19 protein-coding genes are annotated in these 21,768 nt (G+C 55.6%); 12 read left to right on the forward strand and 7 right to left on the reverse strand.

What is annotated here, in order from left to right; genetic code table 11:
* Positions 1 to 40: 40 nt before the first annotated feature.
* From K3757_RS08090 to K3757_RS08100, 3 genes are read right to left on the reverse strand one after another with little or no spacing between them, the layout of a single operon-like run.
* The gene (locus K3757_RS08090; RefSeq protein ID WP_260000902.1) at positions 41 to 1,165 is read right to left on the reverse strand and encodes a C45 family autoproteolytic acyltransferase/hydolase; all 1,125 of its coding nucleotides are present in this window, start codon (positions 1,163 to 1,165) and stop codon (positions 41 to 43) included.
* Position 1,166: 1 nt separating this feature from the next.
* On the reverse strand, positions 1,167 to 2,249 hold the full coding sequence (locus K3757_RS08095) for a PHB depolymerase family esterase (protein WP_260000904.1): 1,083 nt from the start codon (positions 2,247 to 2,249) through the stop codon (positions 1,167 to 1,169).
* Positions 2,250 to 2,280: 31 nt separating this feature from the next.
* The gene (locus tag K3757_RS08100) at positions 2,281 to 2,697 is read right to left on the reverse strand and encodes a CopG family transcriptional regulator (RefSeq protein ID WP_260000906.1); all 417 of its coding nucleotides are present in this window, start codon (positions 2,695 to 2,697) and stop codon (positions 2,281 to 2,283) included.
* A gap of 685 nt (positions 2,698 to 3,382) precedes the next feature.
* Between K3757_RS08100 and K3757_RS08105 the strand changes: the two genes are divergently transcribed.
* Entirely contained in the window at positions 3,383 to 3,505 is a 123-nt protein-coding gene (locus tag K3757_RS08105) for a hypothetical protein (RefSeq protein WP_260000909.1), read from the forward strand.
* A gap of 279 nt (positions 3,506 to 3,784) precedes the next feature.
* A complete protein-coding gene (locus K3757_RS08110) occupies positions 3,785 to 5,380 on the forward strand; it encodes a class I adenylate-forming enzyme family protein (protein ID WP_260000911.1) in 1,596 nt (531 codons plus the stop codon).
* A gap of 3 nt (positions 5,381 to 5,383) precedes the next feature.
* On the opposite strand, the gene K3757_RS08115 is transcribed toward K3757_RS08110, so the two are convergent.
* Complete coding sequence (locus K3757_RS08115; RefSeq protein ID WP_260000913.1) at positions 5,384 to 6,019, reverse strand: TetR/AcrR family transcriptional regulator; 636 nt, start codon at positions 6,017 to 6,019, stop codon at positions 5,384 to 5,386.
* A 335-nt stretch (positions 6,020 to 6,354) separates the two neighbouring features.
* Here K3757_RS08115 and K3757_RS08120 point away from each other — a divergent pair, with 335 nt between their 5' ends.
* The 10 genes from K3757_RS08120 to K3757_RS08165 all read left to right on the forward strand — a co-directional run bounded on the left by K3757_RS08120 (position 6,355) and on the right by K3757_RS08165 (position 18,565).
* A complete protein-coding gene (locus tag K3757_RS08120) occupies positions 6,355 to 7,506 on the forward strand; it encodes a C4-dicarboxylate TRAP transporter substrate-binding protein (RefSeq protein WP_260000915.1) in 1,152 nt (383 codons plus the stop codon).
* A gap of 82 nt (positions 7,507 to 7,588) precedes the next feature.
* A complete protein-coding gene (locus K3757_RS08125; protein WP_260000917.1) occupies positions 7,589 to 8,137 on the forward strand; it encodes a TRAP transporter small permease in 549 nt (182 codons plus the stop codon).
* Positions 8,134 to 9,444 (forward strand): TRAP transporter large permease, encoded by a 1,311-nt coding sequence (locus tag K3757_RS08130; protein ID WP_260000919.1) that lies wholly within the window; start codon positions 8,134 to 8,136, stop codon positions 9,442 to 9,444. The genes K3757_RS08125 and K3757_RS08130 overlap by 4 nt, the downstream gene beginning before the upstream one ends.
* A gap of 1,272 nt (positions 9,445 to 10,716) precedes the next feature.
* Entirely contained in the window at positions 10,717 to 11,796 is a 1,080-nt protein-coding gene (locus K3757_RS08135) for a transporter substrate-binding protein (RefSeq protein WP_260000921.1), read from the forward strand.
* Positions 11,793 to 12,392, forward strand: a complete 600-nt coding sequence (locus K3757_RS08140) for an ANTAR domain-containing response regulator (RefSeq protein ID WP_260000923.1) — start codon at positions 11,793 to 11,795, stop codon at positions 12,390 to 12,392. Before K3757_RS08135 ends, K3757_RS08140 begins: the two co-directional genes overlap by 4 nt.
* Positions 12,379 to 13,263 carry an ABC transporter permease gene (locus tag K3757_RS08145; protein ID WP_311201753.1) on the forward strand — a complete coding sequence of 295 codons (885 nt, stop codon included), beginning with the start codon at positions 12,379 to 12,381 and terminating at the stop codon, positions 13,261 to 13,263. Before K3757_RS08140 ends, K3757_RS08145 begins: the two co-directional genes overlap by 14 nt.
* A complete protein-coding gene (locus K3757_RS08150; protein WP_260000925.1) occupies positions 13,263 to 14,183 on the forward strand; it encodes an ABC transporter permease in 921 nt (306 codons plus the stop codon). The genes K3757_RS08145 and K3757_RS08150 overlap by 1 nt, the downstream gene beginning before the upstream one ends.
* A gap of 29 nt (positions 14,184 to 14,212) precedes the next feature.
* Positions 14,213 to 15,853 (forward strand): ABC transporter substrate-binding protein, encoded by a 1,641-nt coding sequence (locus K3757_RS08155; RefSeq protein WP_260000927.1) that lies wholly within the window; start codon positions 14,213 to 14,215, stop codon positions 15,851 to 15,853.
* On the forward strand, positions 15,843 to 16,790 hold the full coding sequence (locus K3757_RS08160; protein ID WP_260000929.1) for an acetamidase/formamidase family protein: 948 nt from the start codon (positions 15,843 to 15,845) through the stop codon (positions 16,788 to 16,790). Before K3757_RS08155 ends, K3757_RS08160 begins: the two co-directional genes overlap by 11 nt.
* Entirely contained in the window at positions 16,787 to 18,565 is a 1,779-nt protein-coding gene (locus K3757_RS08165) for an ABC transporter ATP-binding protein (protein ID WP_260000931.1), read from the forward strand. The genes K3757_RS08160 and K3757_RS08165 overlap by 4 nt, the downstream gene beginning before the upstream one ends.
* 407 nt (positions 18,566 to 18,972) lie before the next feature.
* On the opposite strand, the gene K3757_RS08170 is transcribed toward K3757_RS08165, so the two are convergent.
* From K3757_RS08170 to K3757_RS08180, 3 genes are all read right to left on the reverse strand, one after another.
* Positions 18,973 to 19,275: an SH3 domain-containing protein gene (locus tag K3757_RS08170; protein WP_260000933.1), complete on the reverse strand. Its 303-nt coding sequence runs from the start codon at positions 19,273 to 19,275 to the stop codon at positions 18,973 to 18,975.
* A 564-nt stretch (positions 19,276 to 19,839) separates the two neighbouring features.
* The gene (locus K3757_RS08175; RefSeq protein WP_260000935.1) at positions 19,840 to 21,153 is read right to left on the reverse strand and encodes a TRAP transporter large permease subunit; all 1,314 of its coding nucleotides are present in this window, start codon (positions 21,151 to 21,153) and stop codon (positions 19,840 to 19,842) included.
* Positions 21,150 to 21,716, reverse strand: a complete 567-nt coding sequence (locus tag K3757_RS08180; RefSeq protein ID WP_260000937.1) for a TRAP transporter small permease subunit — start codon at positions 21,714 to 21,716, stop codon at positions 21,150 to 21,152. The genes K3757_RS08175 and K3757_RS08180 overlap by 4 nt, the downstream gene beginning before the upstream one ends.
* Between the last annotated feature and the right edge of the window lie 52 nt (positions 21,717 to 21,768).

Below are 21,768 nucleotides of genomic sequence, written 5' to 3' on the forward strand. Positions count from 1 at the left end.
CGACCGTTGCCGTCATGACAGCAACGGTCTTGTTACACATTCAGGCGGCGTCTTGATGCCGCGCTTCGGCCTGAGCAAGGTATGTTTCGATCGGTTTCCCTTTCCCTTCGGCATAGTCGCGGCCAACCGCTGCCCAATCAATTCCGGCGGCCTGCGACCAGTCGGCCATACCCGTAGCAGGCGCGATTGCCGTCGCGGAGGTGTAAGTCACAACGCGCTGACCTTCTTCGAATTGCTCTAGCGACTGGTCCCAGCGGACGCCTTGCAGGGTCAGGCCCACGGAACGTTTTTCGGGATCATATTCGGCGGTGAACAGCGTGCCGAAACCCTCGCTATAGCGGTCCTGAAGCAGTGGTGCTTCTAGGAACTGGCGGTTCAGGTTACGCGGCCCGGTGCGTATTTGCGCAAGGTGTTCGTGCCGCTCGAAGCTGCGGGTGAAGGCGGGGCGGTCAGCCGCCGTTTTGCCACTTTGGTGGTTTGTTGCGATAGCTTTGGGCATGATCTTTATCCCGCCGCCCGGATAAAGTTCGACGCTGGCGGTGGCGCGGGCTTTGTCCGCGATGACGACATTATAGGCCATGTGAGAGGGTACTCGTTTCAGCGCGTCGAGCGCTTGCTCAACTGTGTCACAGGTCTCCAGCACATAGCGCAGAATGGTCGTGATCCCGAACCCTTCGCCGGATTCAGACCGCCCGCCATAGGCCAAGGCGATGCTGAGGCCTGCATCGTTGATGCCGTCCGACAGACCCCAGATAAACTCCACCATCCCCATCACAGGTCGGCCCAGCCATTCACTGCGCAACAACAGCCCTTCGTTCAGGTCCGGTGACAGATCGTAGTTCCGCACAAGCCGCACGTCCGTCTCATCAGCAATTGCGGCAAGCGAGCAACCGCCAAGATAAGTGGGCGGACACCATGTTGACAAAAATCGCGCAGCCCGATCAGACCCGCCAGCGACCATCACCAGCCTGTCATAAACAGGCAGAAGTTCCGGCATATATCGCTGCATGGCCGCGCGGCACTGCTGTTTTGTGGGGCCGTTATCACCGCCGCGCCCGATGAACCAAGCTTCATAAGCAGGCCAGGACCTGTCCCAGCGGGATTGCCATTTTGGTCCTGGTGTCGGTTCGCTCACAGCATCGAACGTTAGCGTCATGTTTGTCATCTCAAGTATCCTTGTGGCTTGGCTCAAAGAAAAAGCGGATCATTTCCGCGCTGGCATCGGGGCCGTTGGCATCCGTGTAGGAGCCTTTGGGATTGCCGCCCGACCACGCATGCCCAAGCCCGTCGATACGCCAGTGTTCCACCAAGCTTTCGCCGTTTGGACACAAAACTGTGCTGCGGTTAACGCGGCGGCCGCAGACTGTGTTTTCTTCTTCGGTTTCAATGGTCTGTCCTGTGGTGCGGGAATGCGCGTCTTGATGGATGCGGTCACCGTTGGAGGGATGCACCACGCTGTCGGCGCTGCCATGAAATACGATGGCGCGGGCGGCTTTCCCGTTGTCGTTCGCAGCCGGAGCAGTCATCGCGTTGCCAGCCATGGCGGCAAATGCTGACGGGACGCTATTTGCTGCGCCGAATGGAAGGCCCGAATGGGCGCCAACCGCGGCAAAGATGTCGGGGTGGGTTTGCCCAAGGATGACAGCCATCGCGGCACCTGCAGACAAGCCGGCAACGAAGGTCCGCCGGGGAGGCGTGTTGAACTCTGCCATAACCTGCCGCGTCAATCCGGCAAGGATGGCCGGTTCTCCGCGTTCGCGGCGCTGGTCGCCCCGACTGAACCAGTTCCAACAAGACTGGGCATTGTCCCCACGAGATTGACCGGGATAGATCACGACAAACCCGTGCTGTTCCGCGAGGGCATTCATACCGGTGCCCGTGGCGAAATCTTCGGGTGTCTGCTTGCACCCGTGCAACATGACGACAATCCCTGTCACGCCCTGTGCCGCGGTTGAGGGCACGTAGACACGATATTTGCGGCTTCCGGCTTTGCAGGAATACTGCTCTTGGCGGAAAACCGCACCGGAGGAGATCGGAGAGACAGAGGCGTTTTCCGGCTGTGGTGTCGGGTTGAGGGATTCCGGCATGGTTGTCATTGTTGACTGGCCCGATCTACGCTTGGGGCCTGAGGTCGGGCGCAGACCATGTGCGGCCAGCGTACGGGCAACAAGAGCGTTCGCAGCACCAAGACGTGCAGCGCGCAATTTATGGCTCGGCGGACGCCATGCGCCGACGTTGAAAATGTTCATTTGGATCATCCTTGATCTGGGGGAAGGGGGCTTAGCTGATGCGGTCGGCGAGGGCTTTTTTGATGGCAGAGCTTGCCTGAAGTGCGCCCAGAACCGAAATCGAACCGATCGTGGCAAGCGCAAGTTCGGGGGTCACGTCTGGATCAATCCGCGCAAGGCCGACGACCTTGACATGCAGGATCTCTCCTGCGGCTTGAACGGCTTCAAGATCTGCACGCGAGTAGTCTCTCAGTCCCAGCTCCATCGTGTGACGTTCAATGGATTTCGTGACGGTATCCACGTGACTATCAAGCTGTTTGCGAATTGCGGTGCGGATAAAATCACTGCGGTTAGAGTAGAAACCTTCCTGCACAAGCAGGTCGATCCGGCCCAAATCCACATATCCTAGATTGATCGTGATTTTTTCACTGTCAGGAACCTTGTCCCGTAGCTGTCGTACGTTGCTCATGCGTTTCTCCATCTGTCTGGATGGTATATGGATGTTATTGGTTTCTTTGCAAGTGCCAAATATGTCGCTTATGCGGACTTTGGCCGGTTAAGGCAGGTGGGACTGATTTGCGTGGATCAAAAGGCGGGCGAAAAGATGGCTTGATCCAGCACGGCGAAAATTGATCTGTGTTGCGGCGTTTTTCATCCTGACCATCGGGCCGTTACGCATTCCGCTATGCCAATGACGCCAATTCGGCCGCAAAGTAGGCGCGATGGTTGGAGCTGACCCGAACTGCCTCTGCCATCGGAATGTTTGTACAGGATGTCGGCGCTTCGGGACCGTTCTATGAAGCAACTATGCTTGCGTTATTCGGGCTGAACCGAGAGCCCGCTAGCATTTCTATGCCCGACCTGACCCTATTTGAATCCTGATGATTTGCAGCGGGTGCGCGAATAGATGGAGCAGTTTGGTCGAAAGGTATCTATCAAGGATACTCAGATTTTCGTGCCTTGCGTCCCGACGGAGGCATTTCAGTCGGACAATCTGAGCGGCAGAGACGGATGCCTACGGTTTCGCGAAGCGCGTGACGGGGATGAGCTTGGTTCTGACCGACGTTAATGAAGTCTAAAGGCAGCACAAAAGTCCGCACAGCCTTCTTGCTGTGATTGCAGAAAAGCTGACTGGAGCGATCCTAGAATTTGACATGACGGATTTGTACAAGCCAAAGCTACTCTATATCAGCCCGAAGTGTCAGGGCATCCGCGACTGTTCCGACAAAGAGTTTCTTGCCGATCCCGGCTTGCTGACAGAGATGCACGCTGCTTGATCCTGTTGCCGCAAACCGCGTTTTTATAAAACCTGTCTGTTATGCCCCCTTATTAGACCATTTCTGGTTGCCACCTTTGGCTAAGGTTGTGGCCTGATCTTATTTAATAGAGGCAAAATTTTTTAATTGTGACGTTACATTCCATCTTGTCGCGGACTTGACGATACGGAACCTTGATCGTGTTTGATAGATGCCGATGCCATGTCCTTTGCGGATTCAAACCGCCAGTCGGACCACTGCTATTTGTCGAAATTGCTGAACAATATGGAAAGAACTACGATGCAAAATTGGCCCGCTCAGATCACTGACCTGATTTCCCCCGAGACACACTTCGGGCGTGAGAACATCAAGTGCTTTGTCGATCGCCCCAGCAATCTGAATGTGATGGTGCAGCAGTCTGTCGCGCGAAATCCCGATGGGGAGGCGGTGGTTTGCGATGATCTCCGTCTCACCTATGCCGAGCTTGACACGCAGGTCCATATGGTTGCCCTCGGCCTCAAGAATCTGGGTGTGGGCGCGGAAAGCAGGGTCGCTTTGTTGTTGGACAATAGTTCCGAATTTCTGCTTGTGCTGTTGGCCAGTTTGCGGCTTGGGGCAATTGCTGTGCCGATCAACGTGAGGGAGCAGACGCCAGAGCTTGCGCATATCCTGAACGATTGCGGTGCTTCGGTTCTGGTTCATGATGCGACCTATGCGGAAAAGCTGCCGCTAGGCCGGGACGTGCCAACACTTGAACACCGCTTTAGTGTTGGTGGGGCTTGTGATGGATCGCGCGGTTTTAATGCGCTGATCGCGTCAGGCGGGGAACTTGACGGTCCCGTAGTCTTTGAGGAAAGCGTTGCGGTCATTCTTTATACATCTGGCACAACAGGCCAGCCAAAGGGTGCGATGCTGACCCATCTCAACATCATTCACTCTGCCATGCATTTTGAGATGTGTATGGAGCTGGGAGCGGGCGAGCGTTCGTTGCTTGCGGTCCCTGCATCCCATGTGACGGGGCTTGTCGCGACACTGTTCACCATGCTGCGGACGGCTGGGTGCAGTGTCATTATGCGCAGCTTCAATGCGCCCGCATTTCTGGAGCTTGCTGCGGCGGAGAAGGTCACTCAGACGTTGATGGTGCCTGCGATGTACAATCTTTTCCTGCTGCGCTGCACGATTGAAGACTATGATCTGTCACACTGGCGTATCGGAGGGTACGGGGGGGCTCCGATGGCGGAATCCACAATTAAGGAGCTTTCGGAAAAATTGCCGAATTTGCTGTTGGTGAATGCCTATGGCGCGACCGAGCTGACGTCTCCTGCCACCATATTGCCGTTAGGTCTAGGGACAGAGCGATCAGATAGTGTTGGTATCGCGGTGCCGTGCGGAGAAATCCGGATTGTTGATGAAAAGGGTGCAGAAGTCGCGCCCGGAGAACATGGAGAGCTGTGGATCAAGGGGCCGATGGTTGTGCCGGGATACTGGAACAATCCCGAAAAGACAGCCTCGGAATTCCACCAAGGTTTCTGGAAAAGCGGTGATGTGGGATCACGGGATGACGAAGGGTTCATCCGGTTGCACGACCGGCGCAAGGATATGATCATTCGCGGCGGCTATAACATCTACTCAGCCGAGATCGAGAACGCGCTGACGGCCCATCCAGCCATCATCGAATGTGCCGCCATCGGGCGTCCTGATCCGGTGCTGGGCGAAAAACTGCATGTGTTCATTCAAAGCTCTGACGCCGGTCTTGATGTGGACGCGGTCAAAGCACACATTCGCGCGCTGCTGGCAGATTACAAAGTGCCGGACTTTGTGACGCTTAGCGATCAGCCGCTGCCGCGCAATGCGAATGGCAAGATCGTCAAAGCAGTCCTCAGAGAACAGGCATAGGGGTCAGGCGCGCATACCGTTTACAACGGTTTGCGCAAGGGCCTCTGCAATCAGTTTCCGGTCAGCATCTGTCTGGTCGGGCCTGATCCGGTACCAATCGACCAGACTGTTCAGCGCGCCCATGATCACCCGACCAGCGATTTTGACATCAGGAACGCTGAGCGTTCCATCGCTGATGCCGTTGCGCAGAACGTCTCTGTAAAGTTCTTCGTAATTGTTGCGTTGTGTGATCAGCTCTTCAAGCATTTTGCGCTCCGCCTCGGTGGTCGAGCCACGCAAATATATCTCGACCCCAAGACGGATGCTGCGCTGATAGGGCAGGGTGTCCATCATGACGCGTGCATGGGCAGCGGCCATTGCCTCAAGCTTTTCGTCATGCGGGATGGTCTGCGCGAGAACGGGATCAACCGCATCAAAGCAATATTGCATCGCCTGACGGTGCACCGCGAAATAGATCGAACTCTTGGACCGGAAGTGGTGATAGACGCGCCCCTTGGTCGCCCCGAGAACATCGGCGATATCGTCAATTGTTGCTTTCTCAAGGCCCTTCAGCATGAAGCATTGCGCGGCGGCTTCTACGATTTGTTGGCGGCTATCCGTCATCGGCGGCTGGGTTTCTAAGGTTTGAGTTTGCATCATCTCGACCATTCTTTAAGCGCCCGCGTTTCTTCGTTGGTGTTGGTTTTGCGCGCTAAAGTTACCTTACGGACGCAATATCCATCTTCATACGTCAACTCTGCTTTTCGTGCAAAACTTTCTATTTTTCGTGTTGGCGCCAAAGGAACGAACGTGGGCTATTGACACCCGTGCCTTGTGGGCTGACACTAACATACTACTGAGAATGTTGTCGCTTTGGAAGTGAAACTGACAACAGTCTATTCGCCGACGGAGGGGCGGATAAAGTAACCATAAATGAACGGCCCGTCGGGTGCTTTGGCGCTCCGTACTGGCCACACACGTTCGGGAGGACACTTATGACTTTTAATAAATCCATCGCACTCGCTGCGACACTTGCCGCTACAGCCATCGCAGGTCAGGCCGCCGCCAAGGAACGCCTGAACTTTGCTTACGGCTACCCGAACACCTCTGCGATTGGCAAAGGTGTAGAAGATTATGTCGCCGCGGTTTCCGAGCGTTCGGGCGGTGAAATTGATACGACCGGCTTTGCGATGTCACTGCTGAGCCTGCCGGAAACATCCCCCGGTGTCCGCGACGGTCTGGCCGATGTGGGCTTTGTACTGCCGCCATATTATCCGGCTGAGTACCCAACGACCCTGTTCCTGCATGAATTGAACCTGTTGATCAATCTTGTGGAAAACCCCACTGGCAAAGAGCCGTTGGCCTACACTGGCGCGATGATGGAATACACGTTCAACAATTGCCCTGAGTGTCTTGCTGAGAATAAAACGCAAAATCAGGTTTACACGGGCGGTGGCGTGACGCCGCTGTACAACCTGCTGTGCAAAGACGTGAGCGTGACGTCCATTGCAGACCTCAAAGGCCTGCGTCTGCGCGCGGGCGGTGCTGGTTTTGTTCGGTTCGCGGATGAGTTCGGTGCGCAAGGTGTGCGTTTGCCCGTGTCCGAAGTCTATGAAGCGCTGGATCAGGGCATTATTGACTGCGCCATGCTGTCAGCGCCTGAATTGACCAACTACAACCTGCATGAAGTTGTTACCGACATCACGCTGGCTGTCCCGGGTGGTGCATTTGCCGGCGTGTCGTCTGCCAACGTGAATGCTGACCGTTGGAACGCAATGGACGACAAAAGCCGCGAAGCACTTCTGTGGGGTGGTAGCCACATGACAGCCGCAACCACGTGGAACTTCTATAGCGATGACGCTTCTGCGATTGAGCATGCGCGCGAAAAAGGCATCAAAATCCATGCTGCCGAGCCAGAGCTTCTGGCTGCGGTCAAAGACTTCTCGCGCAAAGACCTGAAGACAGTCGCGGGCCTGTTCAAAGACACGTACGGCGTTGCCCGTGCGGATGAAATCGCTGCCGAGTTTGAGCCGCTTTTGACCAAATGGAACGATCTGGTGAAAGACATCGACAGCCAGGAAGCGCTTCAGCAATTGCTCTGGGATGAGGTAACGTCAAAAGTCGATCCGGCCACATACGGCAAGTAAGCCAACCGGCTTTTCGATCTGACGGGGTGTCGCTTGTATCTGGCGACACCCTTCGTTTCCTTCTCCATAGGGGATAGCTCTCATGAACTTTATTTCGTCCGTCATCTCGCGGCTGATTGCGGGGTCGGCATCAATCGCCGGCTTGCTGGTGTTGCTGCTGGTTGTGCATGTCACCCTTGATGTCATCATGCGGTTTGTCTTTGAGACACCGCTGAACTCTACCATTCTTTATGTTTCCGCTTTCTACATGGTTGGAATTGCCTTTCTGCCGCTTGCTGCTGTCGAACAAAAAGACGGCCACATCGCGGTTGAGCTGCTGGTCGAGAAGTTTCCGCAAAAGCTGCAAAACTTCATTGCCGGTCTTGCACTGCTGCTGACCTTTATCGTGACGGCAACCGTGGCCGTACGCACGGGTGACGAGGCATTGGCCAAATATCTTGGTGGCGCATACTCCATCGAAGCGGGGGGTAAGGTCATCACCTGGCCCACCTATCTGTCTTTGCCCATCGGCTTTGGCCTCATGTCGATAGTGGCCGGCTGGAAGCTTGTTTGCATGATCATGGGGCGCCCGCACGGGCTGAATGCCTTGAAGATCGAAGACCCCTATTTGTCCGGCGGAGATAGCCAATGACCGAATTACAGATCGCGGGCATCTTTATCGTCGTTCTGCTGATCATGATCCTGATGCGGATCCCGATTGGTATCTCTTTGATTGCGGTTTCGTTTTGCGGGCTGTGGTCGATGTTCAATTGGAACATCGCGTGGGGCAGTCTGGGTATTGTGCCCTATAGCTTTGCCAACTCTTGGGTGCTCAGTTCTATTCCGGCATTCTTGTTTATGGGGTTCATCTGTTATCATACCCGATTAACGCAGGGCTTGTTCAACGCGGCGCAAATCTGGCTATCGGGACTGCCGGGCGGGCTGGCGATTGCTTCTGTTTTCGGATGTGCGGGTTTTGCCGCCGTGACTGGGTCATCTGTCGCCTGTTCGGCGGCCATGGGTAAAATTGCCGTGCCTGAAATGATGCGCCACCGCTACAGCGCGGAGCTTGCAACCGGGACGGTCGCAGCCGCAGGGACCATCGGTGCGCTTATTCCTCCGTCGATTCTGATGATCCTTTACGGCATCATCTCACGCCAGTCCGTCAGTGCCCTGTTTCTGGGGGGATTGGTCGTTGGGGTAATCACGCTGGTTGCCTACATTGTGCTGATCATGGTGCGGGTAAAGCTTAACCCCGAACTGGCTCCCCCTGTGGATATCAAGGCGACGCCTGCCGAGAAGATCAAAGCGCTTGGTCAGACATGGCCTGTTCTGCTGATCGTGATCGGCGTTTTTGCCGGTTTGTTTGGTGGTGTCTTCACCCCGACCGAAGCGGGCGCGATCGGGGCCGTTCTATCGACTATCGTCGCATTCCTGTACCGGACGTTGACTTTCAAAGCGCTACGGATGGCCTTTACCGAAACGCTGACAACCACGGCGGCATTGCTGATTATTGCTGTCGGCGCGAGCCTGCTGACGCGTTTTCTGGCTCTGTCTGGTATCGGTGATGCACTGTCTGACGCGATTTTGGGCTTTGGTGTCTCGCCGCTGATGATCATGGTCGGGATCGTCGTCGTCTATCTTGTGCTTGGCATGATGCTGGAACCGGTTGGCGCCATGCTGCTGACGCTGCCTATTGTGATGCCGATTGTGGACGAGACGGGTTATAGCCTGCTTTGGTTCGGGGTGGTTCTGGTCAAACTTCTTGAGATCGGAATGATCACGCCACCGATGGGTATGAACGTCTTTGTGATCAAAGGGGTCGTTGGCAACATCGCATCGTTGTCGATGATCTTCAAAGGCGTGTTCTGGTTTGTGGTGATTGACCTTGTGATCGTCGCGGCGATGATCGCCTTTCCGGACATTGTGCTGTTTCTGCCGGCGATGGTCGGGAACTAACGTCAGAGCATATCCTGATTATTGCGCCTGTCCCCGTTGCTTCGGGGGCAGGCGTTTCTGTATCCGGCGGGTGGGAGGGTCCGACTGCGGACCGGTGCGCTGCTTCTTTGAAATTGCTGCCATCGTCATGGCCGCCAACTGCCGCGCAGAGACCACGCGCGGGCAAGCAGGGGGCGCAAAAAGATCGGCGCAACGATCGCGACCATTAACCCAAGAGAGACGTGGGCTTAGAAACCATCACCGGTTTCGGCCTGCATGGCTTGGGCTAAGGCAAAATAATCGCAAAACCCAACATCAGACCGGCAGACATCAACACGCCGCTGCGATCCATAAGCTGCGCGTGGTCTTTCCAGCTTTCCTGCTCGACCGCTGCCAACGCTTTGGAAAGGTTAAAGTCAGATTCATGCTGGGCAGTGTATTGGCACGCATAGTAAAATCCACGGCAGTTGTGGCACAGGATGGCCCGCTGCGTCAGTTCACAGTCAAGGAATGCTCGTTTGTGGTGCAATTCGGGAAAGACCCAACAGTTGCTTTCGCAGAAGCGGCAGGCGTTTCAGGTTTTGGCCTGATGGAGCGCTTTATTGAGAGGATAGTTTTGTATGGGCCGCGGCCTCCTTGCCAGCGATGTGTCCGGTGGCGGTGCAGATGGTCCTTACCTTGTCAGGGCATCATCACCTTTGTGCGTAGGAAAGCCTGACCTGGCAGGATTTGACGTCAGAGCCGCTGATTGTGGCGGCGCGTGGCGGGTGAAACCGTTTGCTTATTGATGAAGCGCTGGCCAAAAGCAGCACGCAGGTCCAGAGAAACTATGAGGTTGGCCGCATCAGTACAGCGATAGATCTTGTCCGTCACGGTATCTGCGTCGCGCCTTTGCCCGCCACGGCGCTAACGGCGAAGAAGGGGGAGGTTGCGCATTGACGGCCCTTGACCGGCCCGTTGGTCACACGTCCGATTGGAATGCTTTTAAGCTCGGGACAGACAGACACTATCCTAACCCATGCACTCAAAGAGGTGATCATTCAGGCCGTGCGCAAAGCACCTGACGCCTGACAGGATGTGCCGCCTGTCTGTCGCTCGGCCATCCTGCACAAAAAATAGACACTCATTTTCAGGGGTGAAATTTTTGTAAAAAATCCGGTTTATTAATTTGCGTAACCTGAATTTTTCACCCAGTTTGTAACGGTGATCTTAAATCAGGTCACGCTTTGGCATTCGGGCCTCGACACAAGCAACAGTTTGTTGCTGCGTCGGGGCTTTTTTTATGGGGAATCCATGTCCGAGAACTTTGATATTGGTATTTTATACTCCCGTTCGGGCACGTATCAGCTGCTTTCCGAACCTCTCTTTGTCGGGGCTATGTCTGCGATAGATGATGTGAATATGGACCGCGCTTTGCCGGTATCTTTTTCGCCAATCGTGCGGGACCCTGCGGGTGAGCTGACCAACTATGCGCCAATGTGTGCCGATATTTTAAGCAGTTCGAACGCCAAACACATCGTGGGCTGTGTGACATCGTCGAGCCGGAAAGAAGTCATTCCCGAACTGGACCGCACCCAAGCGACGCTGTGGTACAACGTACCGTATGAAGGGTTCGAGACATCCGCGCGGGTTGTTTATTCCCACGCGGCAACGAACCAGAATATTGTGCCGATACTTGGATGGGCCATGCGCCATTACGGCATGTCCGCTTTTCTTGTTGGCTCCAACTATATTTGGGGTTGGGAAACCTGCAGGGTAGCGCGTACACGGCTTGAAGCGTCCGGTGGCGCGGTGCTGGGCGAACGATATCTGCCCTTGGGCGACACGGCCATTGACGGGCTGATCACCGAGATCGAGCGCAGTCGACCAAAGTTCATTCTCAACTCGCTGGTCGGCGCGTCTTCCTATGCTTTTATCAAGGCCTATGCCGAATTGGGGCGCCGCGATCCGTATTTTGCCCCCGGAAATTGCCCACTGCTATCCTGCAACCTAACCGAAGCCGAACTGCCTGTGCTGGGTGACGCGGCAGAGGGGCTAATTTCTGTCGGGCCATCCTTCTGTGAGACTCAGGCTGCTGACGGGCAGGGTTCTTCGCTGGAGCGCACAGCCTATCAGTCGGTCCTGACCTTGGCTGCAGTGCTTGCCCAAGGGGTAAGCGGGTCTTTTGATAGCTATCTGGCAGAGCACGGCGCGCGATACGGCATTGACCCTGCGACCCAACACAAAACGCTCGACGTGCATATCGCGCAGGTCCGTGGCGGCGCATTTGAAATCCTGCACAGCTGGAAAGATATTGCGCCTGATCCTTACCTGACGCGGCCGTCGCGCCATCCGCAATTCAGCGAACCAATGTTGACTGTGGTTGAGGCATGAAAAAGCAGATCGATATCGCCGGTTTGGAGGGCGCGCGGGCTATTGTCCTGCATCCTGAACACGACAGGTTACCGGTTTTGCTTCGCCAGTTACGTGCGATCGGGCTGGAGGTCGAAGTGGCGTGGCCAAAGTTGCCTGCCTCTGCGATCACGGCTGATTTTACCTTATATGACACCGATGCCGGCCACGACGAACAATTTCCCTGGCCTGCAGGCAATGCGCCAATGCCGATGATCGCCCTTGTCGGATCAGAGGCGCCGGGCCGGATCGAGTGGGCTTCGAGAACCGGAGCGGACGCATTGCTGGTCAAACCATTGGCGGCCAGCGGCGTTTTTGCTTCCCTGCTGATGGCGCGACAATCCTTTGAGCGCCGGAAAGCGTTGCTGGCAGAGGTCGATGCGCTACGAGAACGGCTTTCAGCGCGTCAGACAATCGTGCAGGCGGTAACGCTTCTGGCGAAGAAGACCGGCTCTGACGAGACGGCATATGATGATCTGCGCCAACTTGCGATGGCTTGGCAAATGACCATGGAAGACGCGGCCGTTGTGATTGTGAAGCATCACGAACCGACAGGAGAAAACTGTGGCATTAGCTGAGACCAATACCGCGCTGTTGCCGCCAACTGTCTGGCAACGCTTGAAGAAACGTAAACTTGCCTTGTTTGGCATGGCGCTGATCTTTCTCACGTTGTCCGGTGCAATTTTTGCCCCGTACCTGACCCCTTATGAGCCGAACGACCAGATGTTTGACGGGCTCACGATGCAGGGGGCTCCGATGGCGCCCGGCGCACAGTTCGCGCTGGGGACTGATTTGCTGGGGCGGGACTTGTTGACGCGTATTTTGTACGGCGCGCGGACTTCATTGATCATCGGGCTGGTGGCGAACGGTGTCGCGCTGATCATCGGGACATTTGTGGGTGTCACAGCGGGGTATTTTGGCGGCATTTGGGGCGGCATCCTTATGCGCTTTACGGATCTGATGATGGCCTTTCCTGCGTTGCTGTTGGCGATTTGTCTGGCAGCAATATTCCAGCCGTCGCTGTGGATCGTGGCAATGGTGATCGCGACGGTGAACTGGGTGCAAACCGCGCGGGTTCTGTACGCAGAAACTGCCAGCCTGTCGCAGCGCGAATTCATCGCAGCAGAGCGTACTTTGGGGGCAGGTAACATGCGTATCCTGTTTCGGCACATTTTACCCCATCTCACACCAACGATCATCGTTTGGGGCACTTTGGGTATCTCCACGACCGTCTTGTTGGAGGCAACGCTGAGCTTTCTGGGGGTCGGCGTCCAGCCGCCAACGCCAAGCTGGGGCAACATTATATTTGAGAACCAGACCTATTTTCAGGCAGCACCTTGGCTGGTGTTCTTCCCCGGGTTGGCAATTGTGACGCTGGCGTTGGCCTTCAACCTTGTAGGTGATGCGTTGCGCGATGTGCTTGACCCGACACAGCGGGGCCGTGCGTGATGCTGGCATTCATTGTAAAACGTCTGATCCAGTCAGCGCTTATTCTGCTGGGCGTATCCTTCATCACGTTCGCGCTGCTTTACCTGCTTCCGGCTGACCCTGTACGCCAGCTTGCCGGTAGATCAGCCACGCCTGAAACTGTGGCGAATATCCGTACTCAACTGGGGTTGGATAAGCCCTTTGTGGTGCAATACGCACGCTATCTGGGAAATCTGGTTCAGGGTGATCTTGGGCGCTCTTATCTGCAAAAGACCGAAGTAAGCACGCTGATCGCATCGCGCTTGCCGGCGTCCTTGCTGCTGATGTTGGGCGCGATCGTTTGTGAACTGGTGCTGGGTATCACAATGGGCGTGGTCGCCGCCCTGCGTCGCGGGACGTCTACCGATAACGCCCTGATGATGGCCAGCTTTATCGGTGTATCGGCGCCACAGTTTGTGGTCGGCTTGCTCATGCTCTATGTCTTTGCAGTTCAGTTGCACTGGTTTCCGATCGGCGGTTACGGAACGTTTGCGCATCTGGTTTTGCCGTCGATCACTTTGGGTATTCTCGGGTCGGGCTGGTACAGCCGCATGATGCGTTCATCCATGATTGACGTGCTGCGTCAGGATTTCATCCGGACTGCACGGGCAAAGGGGCTGAGCCGCATGCGGGTTTTGTTGCGCCATGCGCTGCCCAACGCGATCCTGCCGATCATTGCGATGATTGGGATCGATGTAGGCATCTTTATGGGTGGCATCGTTGTTGTTGAATCCGTCTTTGGCTGGCCCGGCATCGGACAGCTTGCGTGGCAGGCGATCCAGCGAGTCGATATTCCGATCATCATGGGCGTCACGCTGGTTTCAGCTTGCGCCATCGTCATTGGCAATCTGGTCGCGGATATCGCGTCTCTGTTTGCCGACCCGCGGATCAAGGTCCGCTAATAATACCAACCCAACAGGAGTAAATCAGAATGAAGAAGCTGCTTACAACTTCGGCCCTTGTGGCCGCCCTTGGCCTGCCTCAGCTGGCGGTTGCCGAAAGCCACTCCAGTCTTGATCCGAATGCGAAATCCGGTGGCAATATCACTGTGACTTACAAGGATGACGTGGCCACGCTGGACCCTGCAATCGGGTATGACTGGCAGAACTGGTCCATGATCAAGTCACTCTATGACGGTCTGATGGACTATGAACCAGGTACAACCGAACTGCGCCCAGGGCTGGCCGAAAGCTATGAGATTTCTGATGACGGCATGGTATTCACTTTCAAGCTGCGCGAGGGGGTCAAATTCCACAATGGCCGCGTGATGACAGCAGATGATGTCAAATACTCGCTTGACCGTGTGACCAATCCCAAGACCCAAAGCCCGGGTGCCGGTTTCTTTGGCTCCATTGCCGGATATGATGCGATGTCTTCTGGCGAGGCCGAGGAACTGTCAGGCGTCAAAGTACTGGATGACCAAACGGTCGAGATTACGCTGTCACGCCCCGATGCGACGTTCCTGCACGTTATGGGCCTGAACTTTGCTTCTGTTGTGGCCAAGGAAGCAGTTGAGGCGGCGGGCGCCGATTTTGGCAAAACAGCCATGGGCACAGGCGCGTTCAAGCTGGCCGATTGGACTATTGGTCAAAAGCTGGTGTTCGCCAAGAACGAAGATTACTGGCGCGCGGGTCTGCCCTATTTGGACAGTGTGACGTTTGAAGTGGGGCAGGAGCCTATCGTGGCCTTGCTACGCTTGCAGAACGGCGAAGTCGATGTGCCCGGTGACGGCATTCCGCCTGCCAAGTTCCAAGAGGTCATGGGTGACCCCGAACAGGCTGCGCGTGTGATCGAAGGCGGACAGTTGCACACAGGCTATATCACGCTGAACGTGAAAATGGCCCCGTTTGACAATGTGGATGTGCGCAAAGCCGTGAACATGGCGATCAACAAGGAACGCATTACCCAAGTGATCAATGGCCGCGCCGTACCAGCGACGCAACCACTGCCACCGTCGATGCCGGGTTATACCGAGGGCTACGAAGGTTATGCCTATGATCCTGACGCAGCCAAAGAGCTTTTGGCCGAGGCAGGGTTTGCAGACGGGTTCGAGACAGAGTTGTTCGTGATGAACACAGACCCCAATCCCCGCATTGCCCAGGCAATCCAGCAGGATTTGTCAAAGATCGGGATCAAGGCGTCGATCCAGTCGCTTGCTCAGGCCAGCGTGATCGCGGCAGGCGGCGAGGCGGATCAAGCGCCGATGATCTGGTCGGGCGGCATGGCGTGGATCGCGGATTTCCCGGATGCGTCAAACTTCTACGGCCCGATTTTGGGCTGTGACGGTGCCGTGCAGGGCGGTTGGAACTGGTCATGGTATTGCAACGCGGATGCGGATGCGATGGCAATTGAGGCCGACAGCATGACCGACCCCGCAAAAGTGGAAGAGCGTCTGAAAATGTGGTCCGATGTCTACATGAAAGTCATGGAAGACGCGCCTTGGGTGCCGGTGTTCAATGAACAACGCTACACCATGAAGTCCGAGCGTATGGGCGGCGATGACAAGCTTTACGTCGATCCGGTCTCCATCCCTGTTAACTATGACTATGTGTATGTAAACGATGTGCAATAAATGTCCTGACTACACGATCCACGGCGCAAGCCACCATTTTGGCTGGGACAACTCGTTTGTCCCGGCCATCACGGTCGCACCGGGGGATACAATCGAGTTCAAATGCCACGACAGCTCTGCCGGACAGCTTACCGCTGACAGCACAGTTGCCGACGTGGCAGCCATGGATTTCGGCAAAATCAATCCGGTGTCCGGTCCCGTCTATGTCGAGGGGGCCGAACCCGGCGATGCGCTGAAAATCACAATCGAGGGCTTTGCGCCGTCTGGCTTTGGCTGGACGGCGAATATCCCGGGCTTTGGTCTGTTGGCCGATCAGTTCGAAGATCCCGCGCTGACGATCTGGAAATACGATCCTGATACGTTGGAGCCTGCGCTATTCGGTAGAAACGGGCGCGTGCCGCTCAAGCCGTTTGCGGGAACCATTGGCTGCGCCCTCGCGGAGCCGGGGTTGCATTCGGTTGTGCCGCCACGGCGCGTGGGCGGAAACCTTGATATCCGCGATCTGGCAGCGGGAACCACTCTGTACCTGCCTGTCGAAGTCGCGGGGGCATTGTTCTCAATCGGGGACACCCATGCCGCCCAAGGCGATGGTGAGGTCTGCGGGACAGCGATTGAAAGCCCGATGGACGCCACCGTAACTTTGGACCTGATCAAGGATGCGCAGCTGAAAATGCCGCGCTTCACAACACCGGGTCCGGTCACCAACCACTTGGATGCCAAAGGATACGAGGTCACGACCGGCATTGGTCCCGACCTGATGACTGGCGCAAAAGAGGCGGTGAGCCAAATGGTTGACCTTCTGTGCAAGACCCAAGGTCTGTCCGCAGAGGATGCCTATATGCTGGTGTCTACCTGTGGCGATCTGCGCATATCCGAGATTGTGGATATGCCGAACTGGATCGTGTCTTTTTACTTTCCACGCTGCGTGTTCGAATGAGCGCGGCTGATAAAACAACATCGGTGGCCCCAGTGGCCACTGATGACCGTCCCACGGTTCTGTCTGTGCAGCAGCTTGATATCTCTGTGCGTACAGAGGCAGGTATCCAGCCGCTTGTTGCAGATCTCAGCTTTGAGCTGAAACGCGGCGAAACCCTTGCGATTGCTGGAGAAAGCGGATCAGGAAAATCGCTTACCTCGCTTGCGATTATGGGGCTGCTACCACCGCCTGCTGTGCATGTAGCAGGTGGAAAAATTATCTTTGACGGCCAAGACCTGACCGAATTGCCCGAGACAAAGATGCAGCGCCTGCGCGGCGACCGCATCGCTATGATATTTCAGGAACCGATGACTGCTTTGAATCCTGTGATGCGGATCGGTGATCAGCTGACAGAAGCCATTCGCGCACATGAACCGATGTCCAAACGCGCAGCCCGCGCGCGCGCGCTTGAGGCCTTGCAGGCCGTGCGTCTGACAGAGCCGGAACGCCGGTTGAAGCAATACCCGCATGAGCTGTCGGGTGGTATGCGTCAGCGCGTGGTCATTGCCATTGCGATTGCCCTGCGACCCGATGTGATGATTGCGGACGAACCGACAACTGCCCTGGATGTGACGGTACAGCGCGATGTGCTGGATTTGCTGCGTGATCTGGCGCGCGATATGGGGATGGCTTTGATCCTGATCACCCATGACATGGGTGTTGTGGCAGAAATGGCCGACCGCGTGCTTGTCATGCAGAAAGGTAAGCTTGTCGAAGAGGCGCCCGTGCGCAAGCTTTTCAGCGCGCCTCAGCAGGCCTATACGCAACAGCTGCTTTCAAGCGTGCCGCGTATGGGGCAGGGCCGGGAAAGCAATGTTGATACATCAGCCCGTCCTTTGGTGTCAGTTCGGGATTTGCGCGTCACGTATGATCTGCGCGGCGGAATATTGGACCGTGTGCAGGCGCGGGTCCATGCCGTCGAAAAGATCAATTTTGACATCTTCGCGGGTGAAACGTTTGCGGTCGTCGGAGAAAGCGGCTGTGGCAAATCGACTGTCGCACGCGCGCTGACCGGCCTTGTGCCGCATCAAGGTGTGATAAGGTTCGAAGGCGCGCCTTTGTTGCGCGACCGCGTCTCGCAGTTCAAAAATACCCGTGCCATGCAGATGGTGTTTCAGGACCCGATGGCGGCCCTTAACGGGCGGATGACTGTCGGGGATCTGGTCCGCGAGCCGCTGGTCATTCACGATATTGGCACGACGCACAGCCGAACAGACCGCGCAGCAGAGCTTTTTGCGCGTGTGGGGCTGGAGCCTGATGCGCTTGACCGGTATCCGCACGAGTTCTCCGGCGGGCAGCGCCAGCGCATTTGTATTGCTAGGGCCTTGGCGTTGAAGCCCAAATTAATCATCGCAGACGAAAGCGTGTCTGCGCTGGATGTTTCTGTGCAGGCGACTGTGCTGGACCTGCTGAACGAACTAAAGGCCGAATTCGGGATGTCCTATCTGTTCATATCGCATGACATGGCTGTCGTCGAAAATATCGCGGATCGTGTGGCGGTCATGTATCTGGGGCAGATTGTTGAAATCGGATCAAGTGCGCAGGTCTTCGGGAACCCGCAGCATGAGTATACGCGTCGCCTGATTGCCGCAGCGCCTTATCCCGATCCAACACGCGCGGTTCCGACCCGACCTGTGATCAACACCGAGCTGAAAAGCCCTGTAATGCCCGTCGGTAAGGACCCGGAACTTTTCAGCTACCGCTCCATGGGAGACGGCCATCTGGTGGCGGTGTAATACGGTTGCCATAATGATATGATCGGGGATCAGGAAATGGATCGGTGTTTTGCCGATAGGGCAATGACGCCAGAGGCTAATTTAAGCGATGCTTGGTCCCGTGGGTTTGGTTGGGTAGGGAACACCTCAAAAGCCTTCAGATATTGTCCCGCAAAGGCATCTGCTACAGGATCATTTCGATTGCAGACTGGCTTTCATCGAAAGCCCTAGAAAGCAGCGCAGCGGACGCGGTTAAAAAGCGATAAAACATACGATCGTCAGAGACCGTCCATCTTTGCGGCAACTCGTTTTGTGATACAGGGATCAGTCCTTCCAAAGATGGTCGGTGTCGCCGTGCTGTCGGGGCTTGTTCAATTGATAGACCAGTATGTCCTCACCTTGCCGCATATCGCGGTTCGGCTGCTACGTCACAGTTTACGCAAGTACGCCCAAGACACATGGCCCTTTATCCGGCGCGCCTGATCCAACGTGACACTGCACCACCGTGTTCCTCCGGTTTGCTGACAGCTTTTTACGCGCAGGACCGTGCCGTTCGGAAGACCAAGGATCACCTTGTACCCGATGCCGGGCCCGGTGCGCATCTTCAGCATGTCATCAGCTTCGACGCCTATAACTTCGAAACGTCCAAGCGAACCAGCTGCAGCAGGCTCAGCGCTTAGCATGGCACCCAACATTAAGCTGACCAGTGCAGGGTAGATGATACGTGGCATTGCTTTCTCCTGTTCTCGGTTCCGTTTTGAGTTGCAGCTTTATAGAAGACTGACGGGAACGACCACGCATTCCAGCGGCATTTTGTGGCGATGAAACAGTGTCGTTGCTCCGTGATCTTCGATTAGCCGCAAAAGGATGCGTGAATGATGCAAAATAGGTCGGGCGCTTGGGCGAAGGTGTAAGGTCGAGATGGGTATTGCTGATCGCCACCTACGGGCCTGACCATCCGCAAAACGCCGTACGAAATGGCTGTGGTTTCTGGAAAATCCAGACGCCTTCGCCGAACGGCTGGGGTTTATGATGCCCATTCAATGCAATGTTAGAGAATTGGCTCCGACTATAAAAATCGGAGCCGTTTTGCACGGCGTTGAACCTAAAAGGTGAATTTAGGCATCAGCTTTACGAATGCCCAATCTGTGCAGAGGAATGTGCCGTGCATGGTTGATCAAGGTCAAGATCATCTAATCCATCCTGAGCCGGTAAAACCTGCTGAATCGTTCACCAAACAGGGCCAGTCAGTTGGTAGCTTTCCCAAACGTCTATGCCGTCTTCCTTTGTTGTTTCTAGCCATAAAAGTACTGCGGCAGAAACAAAGCGATCGCTGGAAACAGGATGATTAGAACAACACCAATCAACGTCACTATCACGTAAGGAAATACGGACGCGTAGATGTCACCCATTGTCACATCTGGTGGAGCAACCCCTTTGAGGTAGAACAAGTTGAACCCGAATGGCGGTGTCATATACCCGACCTCCATCATGATGATGAACAAGATCCCAAACCAAATCGGATCGAAACCCGCGTCACGGACCACCGGCAGGAAGACGGGCAGGGTGATCAGCATGATGCCGACAGGATCCAGAACCATTCCCAAGAAGAACAGAACCATAAGCATGAAAAATAATGCGCCCCAGCGTCCTCCGGGTATCATATTCATGACATTGGATATCAGGCTTTGAGCACCCAAAGCAGTATAGGCTGTGGAAAAGGCATGTGCGGCGAACAAAATCCACATCACCAGCGCGGTGAGTTTCAGCGTCTCGATAGAGGCGCGATGGATAACGTCCCGGTTCAGTTGACCGTTAACGCCAGTGGCAAATAGTGCGCCAAACACACCGATCGCTGCGGCTTCGGTTGGGGTCGCGAAACCGCCAAAAATCGCACCGAGAACGATTGTGACAATCAATATCGGCAGAATAACAGCTTTGAGAGAGCGGAACTTCTGGCTCCAACTTGCCCGTTCATCAAGGGGGAGCGCCGGTCCCAGCTCTGGCTGAAGCCAGCAGCGGCCGCCGATGTAGATCGACACAAGCGCAAACAACGTCAGACCCGGCCCGACACCAGCGGCAAAAAGACGACCCACCGACACTTCGGTCAGCAGAGCATAAAGCACCATGAGGATTGACGGCGGAATGAGAATACCCCATCCGCCCCCCGCATTGATGGCCCCAAGAGCAAGCTTCTTGTCGTAGCCTCGCTCCAGCATTTTGGGCAGGGCGATCGTTCCCATCGTCACCACAGCGGCGCCTGAAATGCCCGACATTGCAGCGAAAATTACACAGATCAGAACTGTACCGATTGCCAGACCACCACGCAGACCACCCCACCATTGGTGCATCATGTCATAGAGGTCGTTAGCGACTCCTGATTTTTCCAATAATATTGCCATAAAAACAAAAAGTGGAATGGCCATTAGCGTTGGCGATTGCATCGTCTCCCACATTTTGGAGGCGAGCAGGTAGAAGCCGATGGGGCCCATCTCGAAATAAAGAAAAACCACAGATACGCCGCCTAGAACAAAGGCTAACGGGGTGCCCACCATGAGGAAGAATAGAAGGCAACCGAAGAACAGTACCGTTAGAAGTTCGACACTCATGACCGGGTCTCCTGCGCGTGTTCACCATTTTGGTCAGGCGCACCCGGTTTGCCGAACACGTCATCGGGGACGGGCAAACCACGCAGAACCCGGATGTCGGCCCAAAGCCGCACAACACCCTGTAAAAGAAGCAAGATTGCTGCGAGGGGGATGAGCGCTTTGGTCGGCCATAACGGGGCTTTCCAAACCGAGTTTGAACGCTCTAGATCTTCAATCGCATCGTAGGCGATGTCATAGCCTTGCCACAAAAGGACGCCGACAAAGAGCAAAAATAACGGCCATGTCAAAACGTCCAATAACGACCGCCGCTTGCTGGACATGCTTCCATAAAAGATATCGACATTCACATGTCCGCGCTCTGCCAGAAGATACCCTCCACCGATGATGGCATATCCCCCGAATATTAAGGTGGCGAGTTCAGCCGTCCAGATTGTGGGAGTACCGACCAGATATCTCATGACGACATCCGCAAGTAAAAGCGCAAAGATCAAAAGTACGGCCAGCGATACCCACCGTCCGATAAAGCGATTTATGCGCGTAATTGCGCGGGCAAGCTGCCACATACCTTGCTGCTCCTTGCTAGGTTAAGGGGGAGGGGGGAAGGCGGGTCACCCG

It is taken from the genome of Sulfitobacter sp. S223, from assembly GCF_025143825.1.
Taxonomy (GTDB): Bacteria; Pseudomonadota; Alphaproteobacteria; order Rhodobacterales; family Rhodobacteraceae; genus Sulfitobacter.

What these genes read in the sequence shown, in the direction of transcription:
- K3757_RS08135 (WP_260000921.1), top strand. Translation starts at nt 10,717, where the DNA reads ATGTCCGAGAACTTTGATATTGGTATTTTATACTCCCGTTCGGGCACG.
- K3757_RS08100 (WP_260000906.1), bottom strand. Translation starts at nt 2,697, where the DNA reads ATGAGCAACGTACGACAGCTACGGGACAAGGTTCCTGACAGTGAAAAA.
- K3757_RS08095 (WP_260000904.1), bottom strand. Translation starts at nt 2,249, where the DNA reads ATGAACATTTTCAACGTCGGCGCATGGCGTCCGCCGAGCCATAAATTG.
- K3757_RS08140 (WP_260000923.1), top strand. Translation starts at nt 11,793, where the DNA reads ATGAAAAAGCAGATCGATATCGCCGGTTTGGAGGGCGCGCGGGCTATT.
- K3757_RS08120 (WP_260000915.1), top strand. Translation starts at nt 6,355, where the DNA reads ATGACTTTTAATAAATCCATCGCACTCGCTGCGACACTTGCCGCTACA.
- K3757_RS08105 (WP_260000909.1), top strand. Translation starts at nt 3,383, where the DNA reads ATGACGGATTTGTACAAGCCAAAGCTACTCTATATCAGCCCGAAGTGT.
- K3757_RS08155 (WP_260000927.1), top strand. Translation starts at nt 14,213, where the DNA reads ATGAAGAAGCTGCTTACAACTTCGGCCCTTGTGGCCGCCCTTGGCCTG.
- K3757_RS08165 (WP_260000931.1), top strand. Translation starts at nt 16,787, where the DNA reads ATGAGCGCGGCTGATAAAACAACATCGGTGGCCCCAGTGGCCACTGAT.
- K3757_RS08150 (WP_260000925.1), top strand. Translation starts at nt 13,263, where the DNA reads ATGCTGGCATTCATTGTAAAACGTCTGATCCAGTCAGCGCTTATTCTG.
- K3757_RS08160 (WP_260000929.1), top strand. Translation starts at nt 15,843, where the DNA reads ATGTGCAATAAATGTCCTGACTACACGATCCACGGCGCAAGCCACCAT.
- K3757_RS08180 (WP_260000937.1), bottom strand. Translation starts at nt 21,716, where the DNA reads ATGTGGCAGCTTGCCCGCGCAATTACGCGCATAAATCGCTTTATCGGA.
- K3757_RS08125 (WP_260000917.1), top strand. Translation starts at nt 7,589, where the DNA reads ATGAACTTTATTTCGTCCGTCATCTCGCGGCTGATTGCGGGGTCGGCA.
- K3757_RS08090 (WP_260000902.1), bottom strand. Translation starts at nt 1,165, where the DNA reads ATGACAAACATGACGCTAACGTTCGATGCTGTGAGCGAACCGACACCA.
- K3757_RS08110 (WP_260000911.1), top strand. Translation starts at nt 3,785, where the DNA reads ATGCAAAATTGGCCCGCTCAGATCACTGACCTGATTTCCCCCGAGACA.
- K3757_RS08170 (WP_260000933.1), bottom strand. Translation starts at nt 19,275, where the DNA reads ATGCCACGTATCATCTACCCTGCACTGGTCAGCTTAATGTTGGGTGCC.
- K3757_RS08175 (WP_260000935.1), bottom strand. Translation starts at nt 21,153, where the DNA reads ATGAGTGTCGAACTTCTAACGGTACTGTTCTTCGGTTGCCTTCTATTC.
- K3757_RS08115 (WP_260000913.1), bottom strand. Translation starts at nt 6,019, where the DNA reads ATGATGCAAACTCAAACCTTAGAAACCCAGCCGCCGATGACGGATAGC.
- K3757_RS08130 (WP_260000919.1), top strand. Translation starts at nt 8,134, where the DNA reads ATGACCGAATTACAGATCGCGGGCATCTTTATCGTCGTTCTGCTGATC.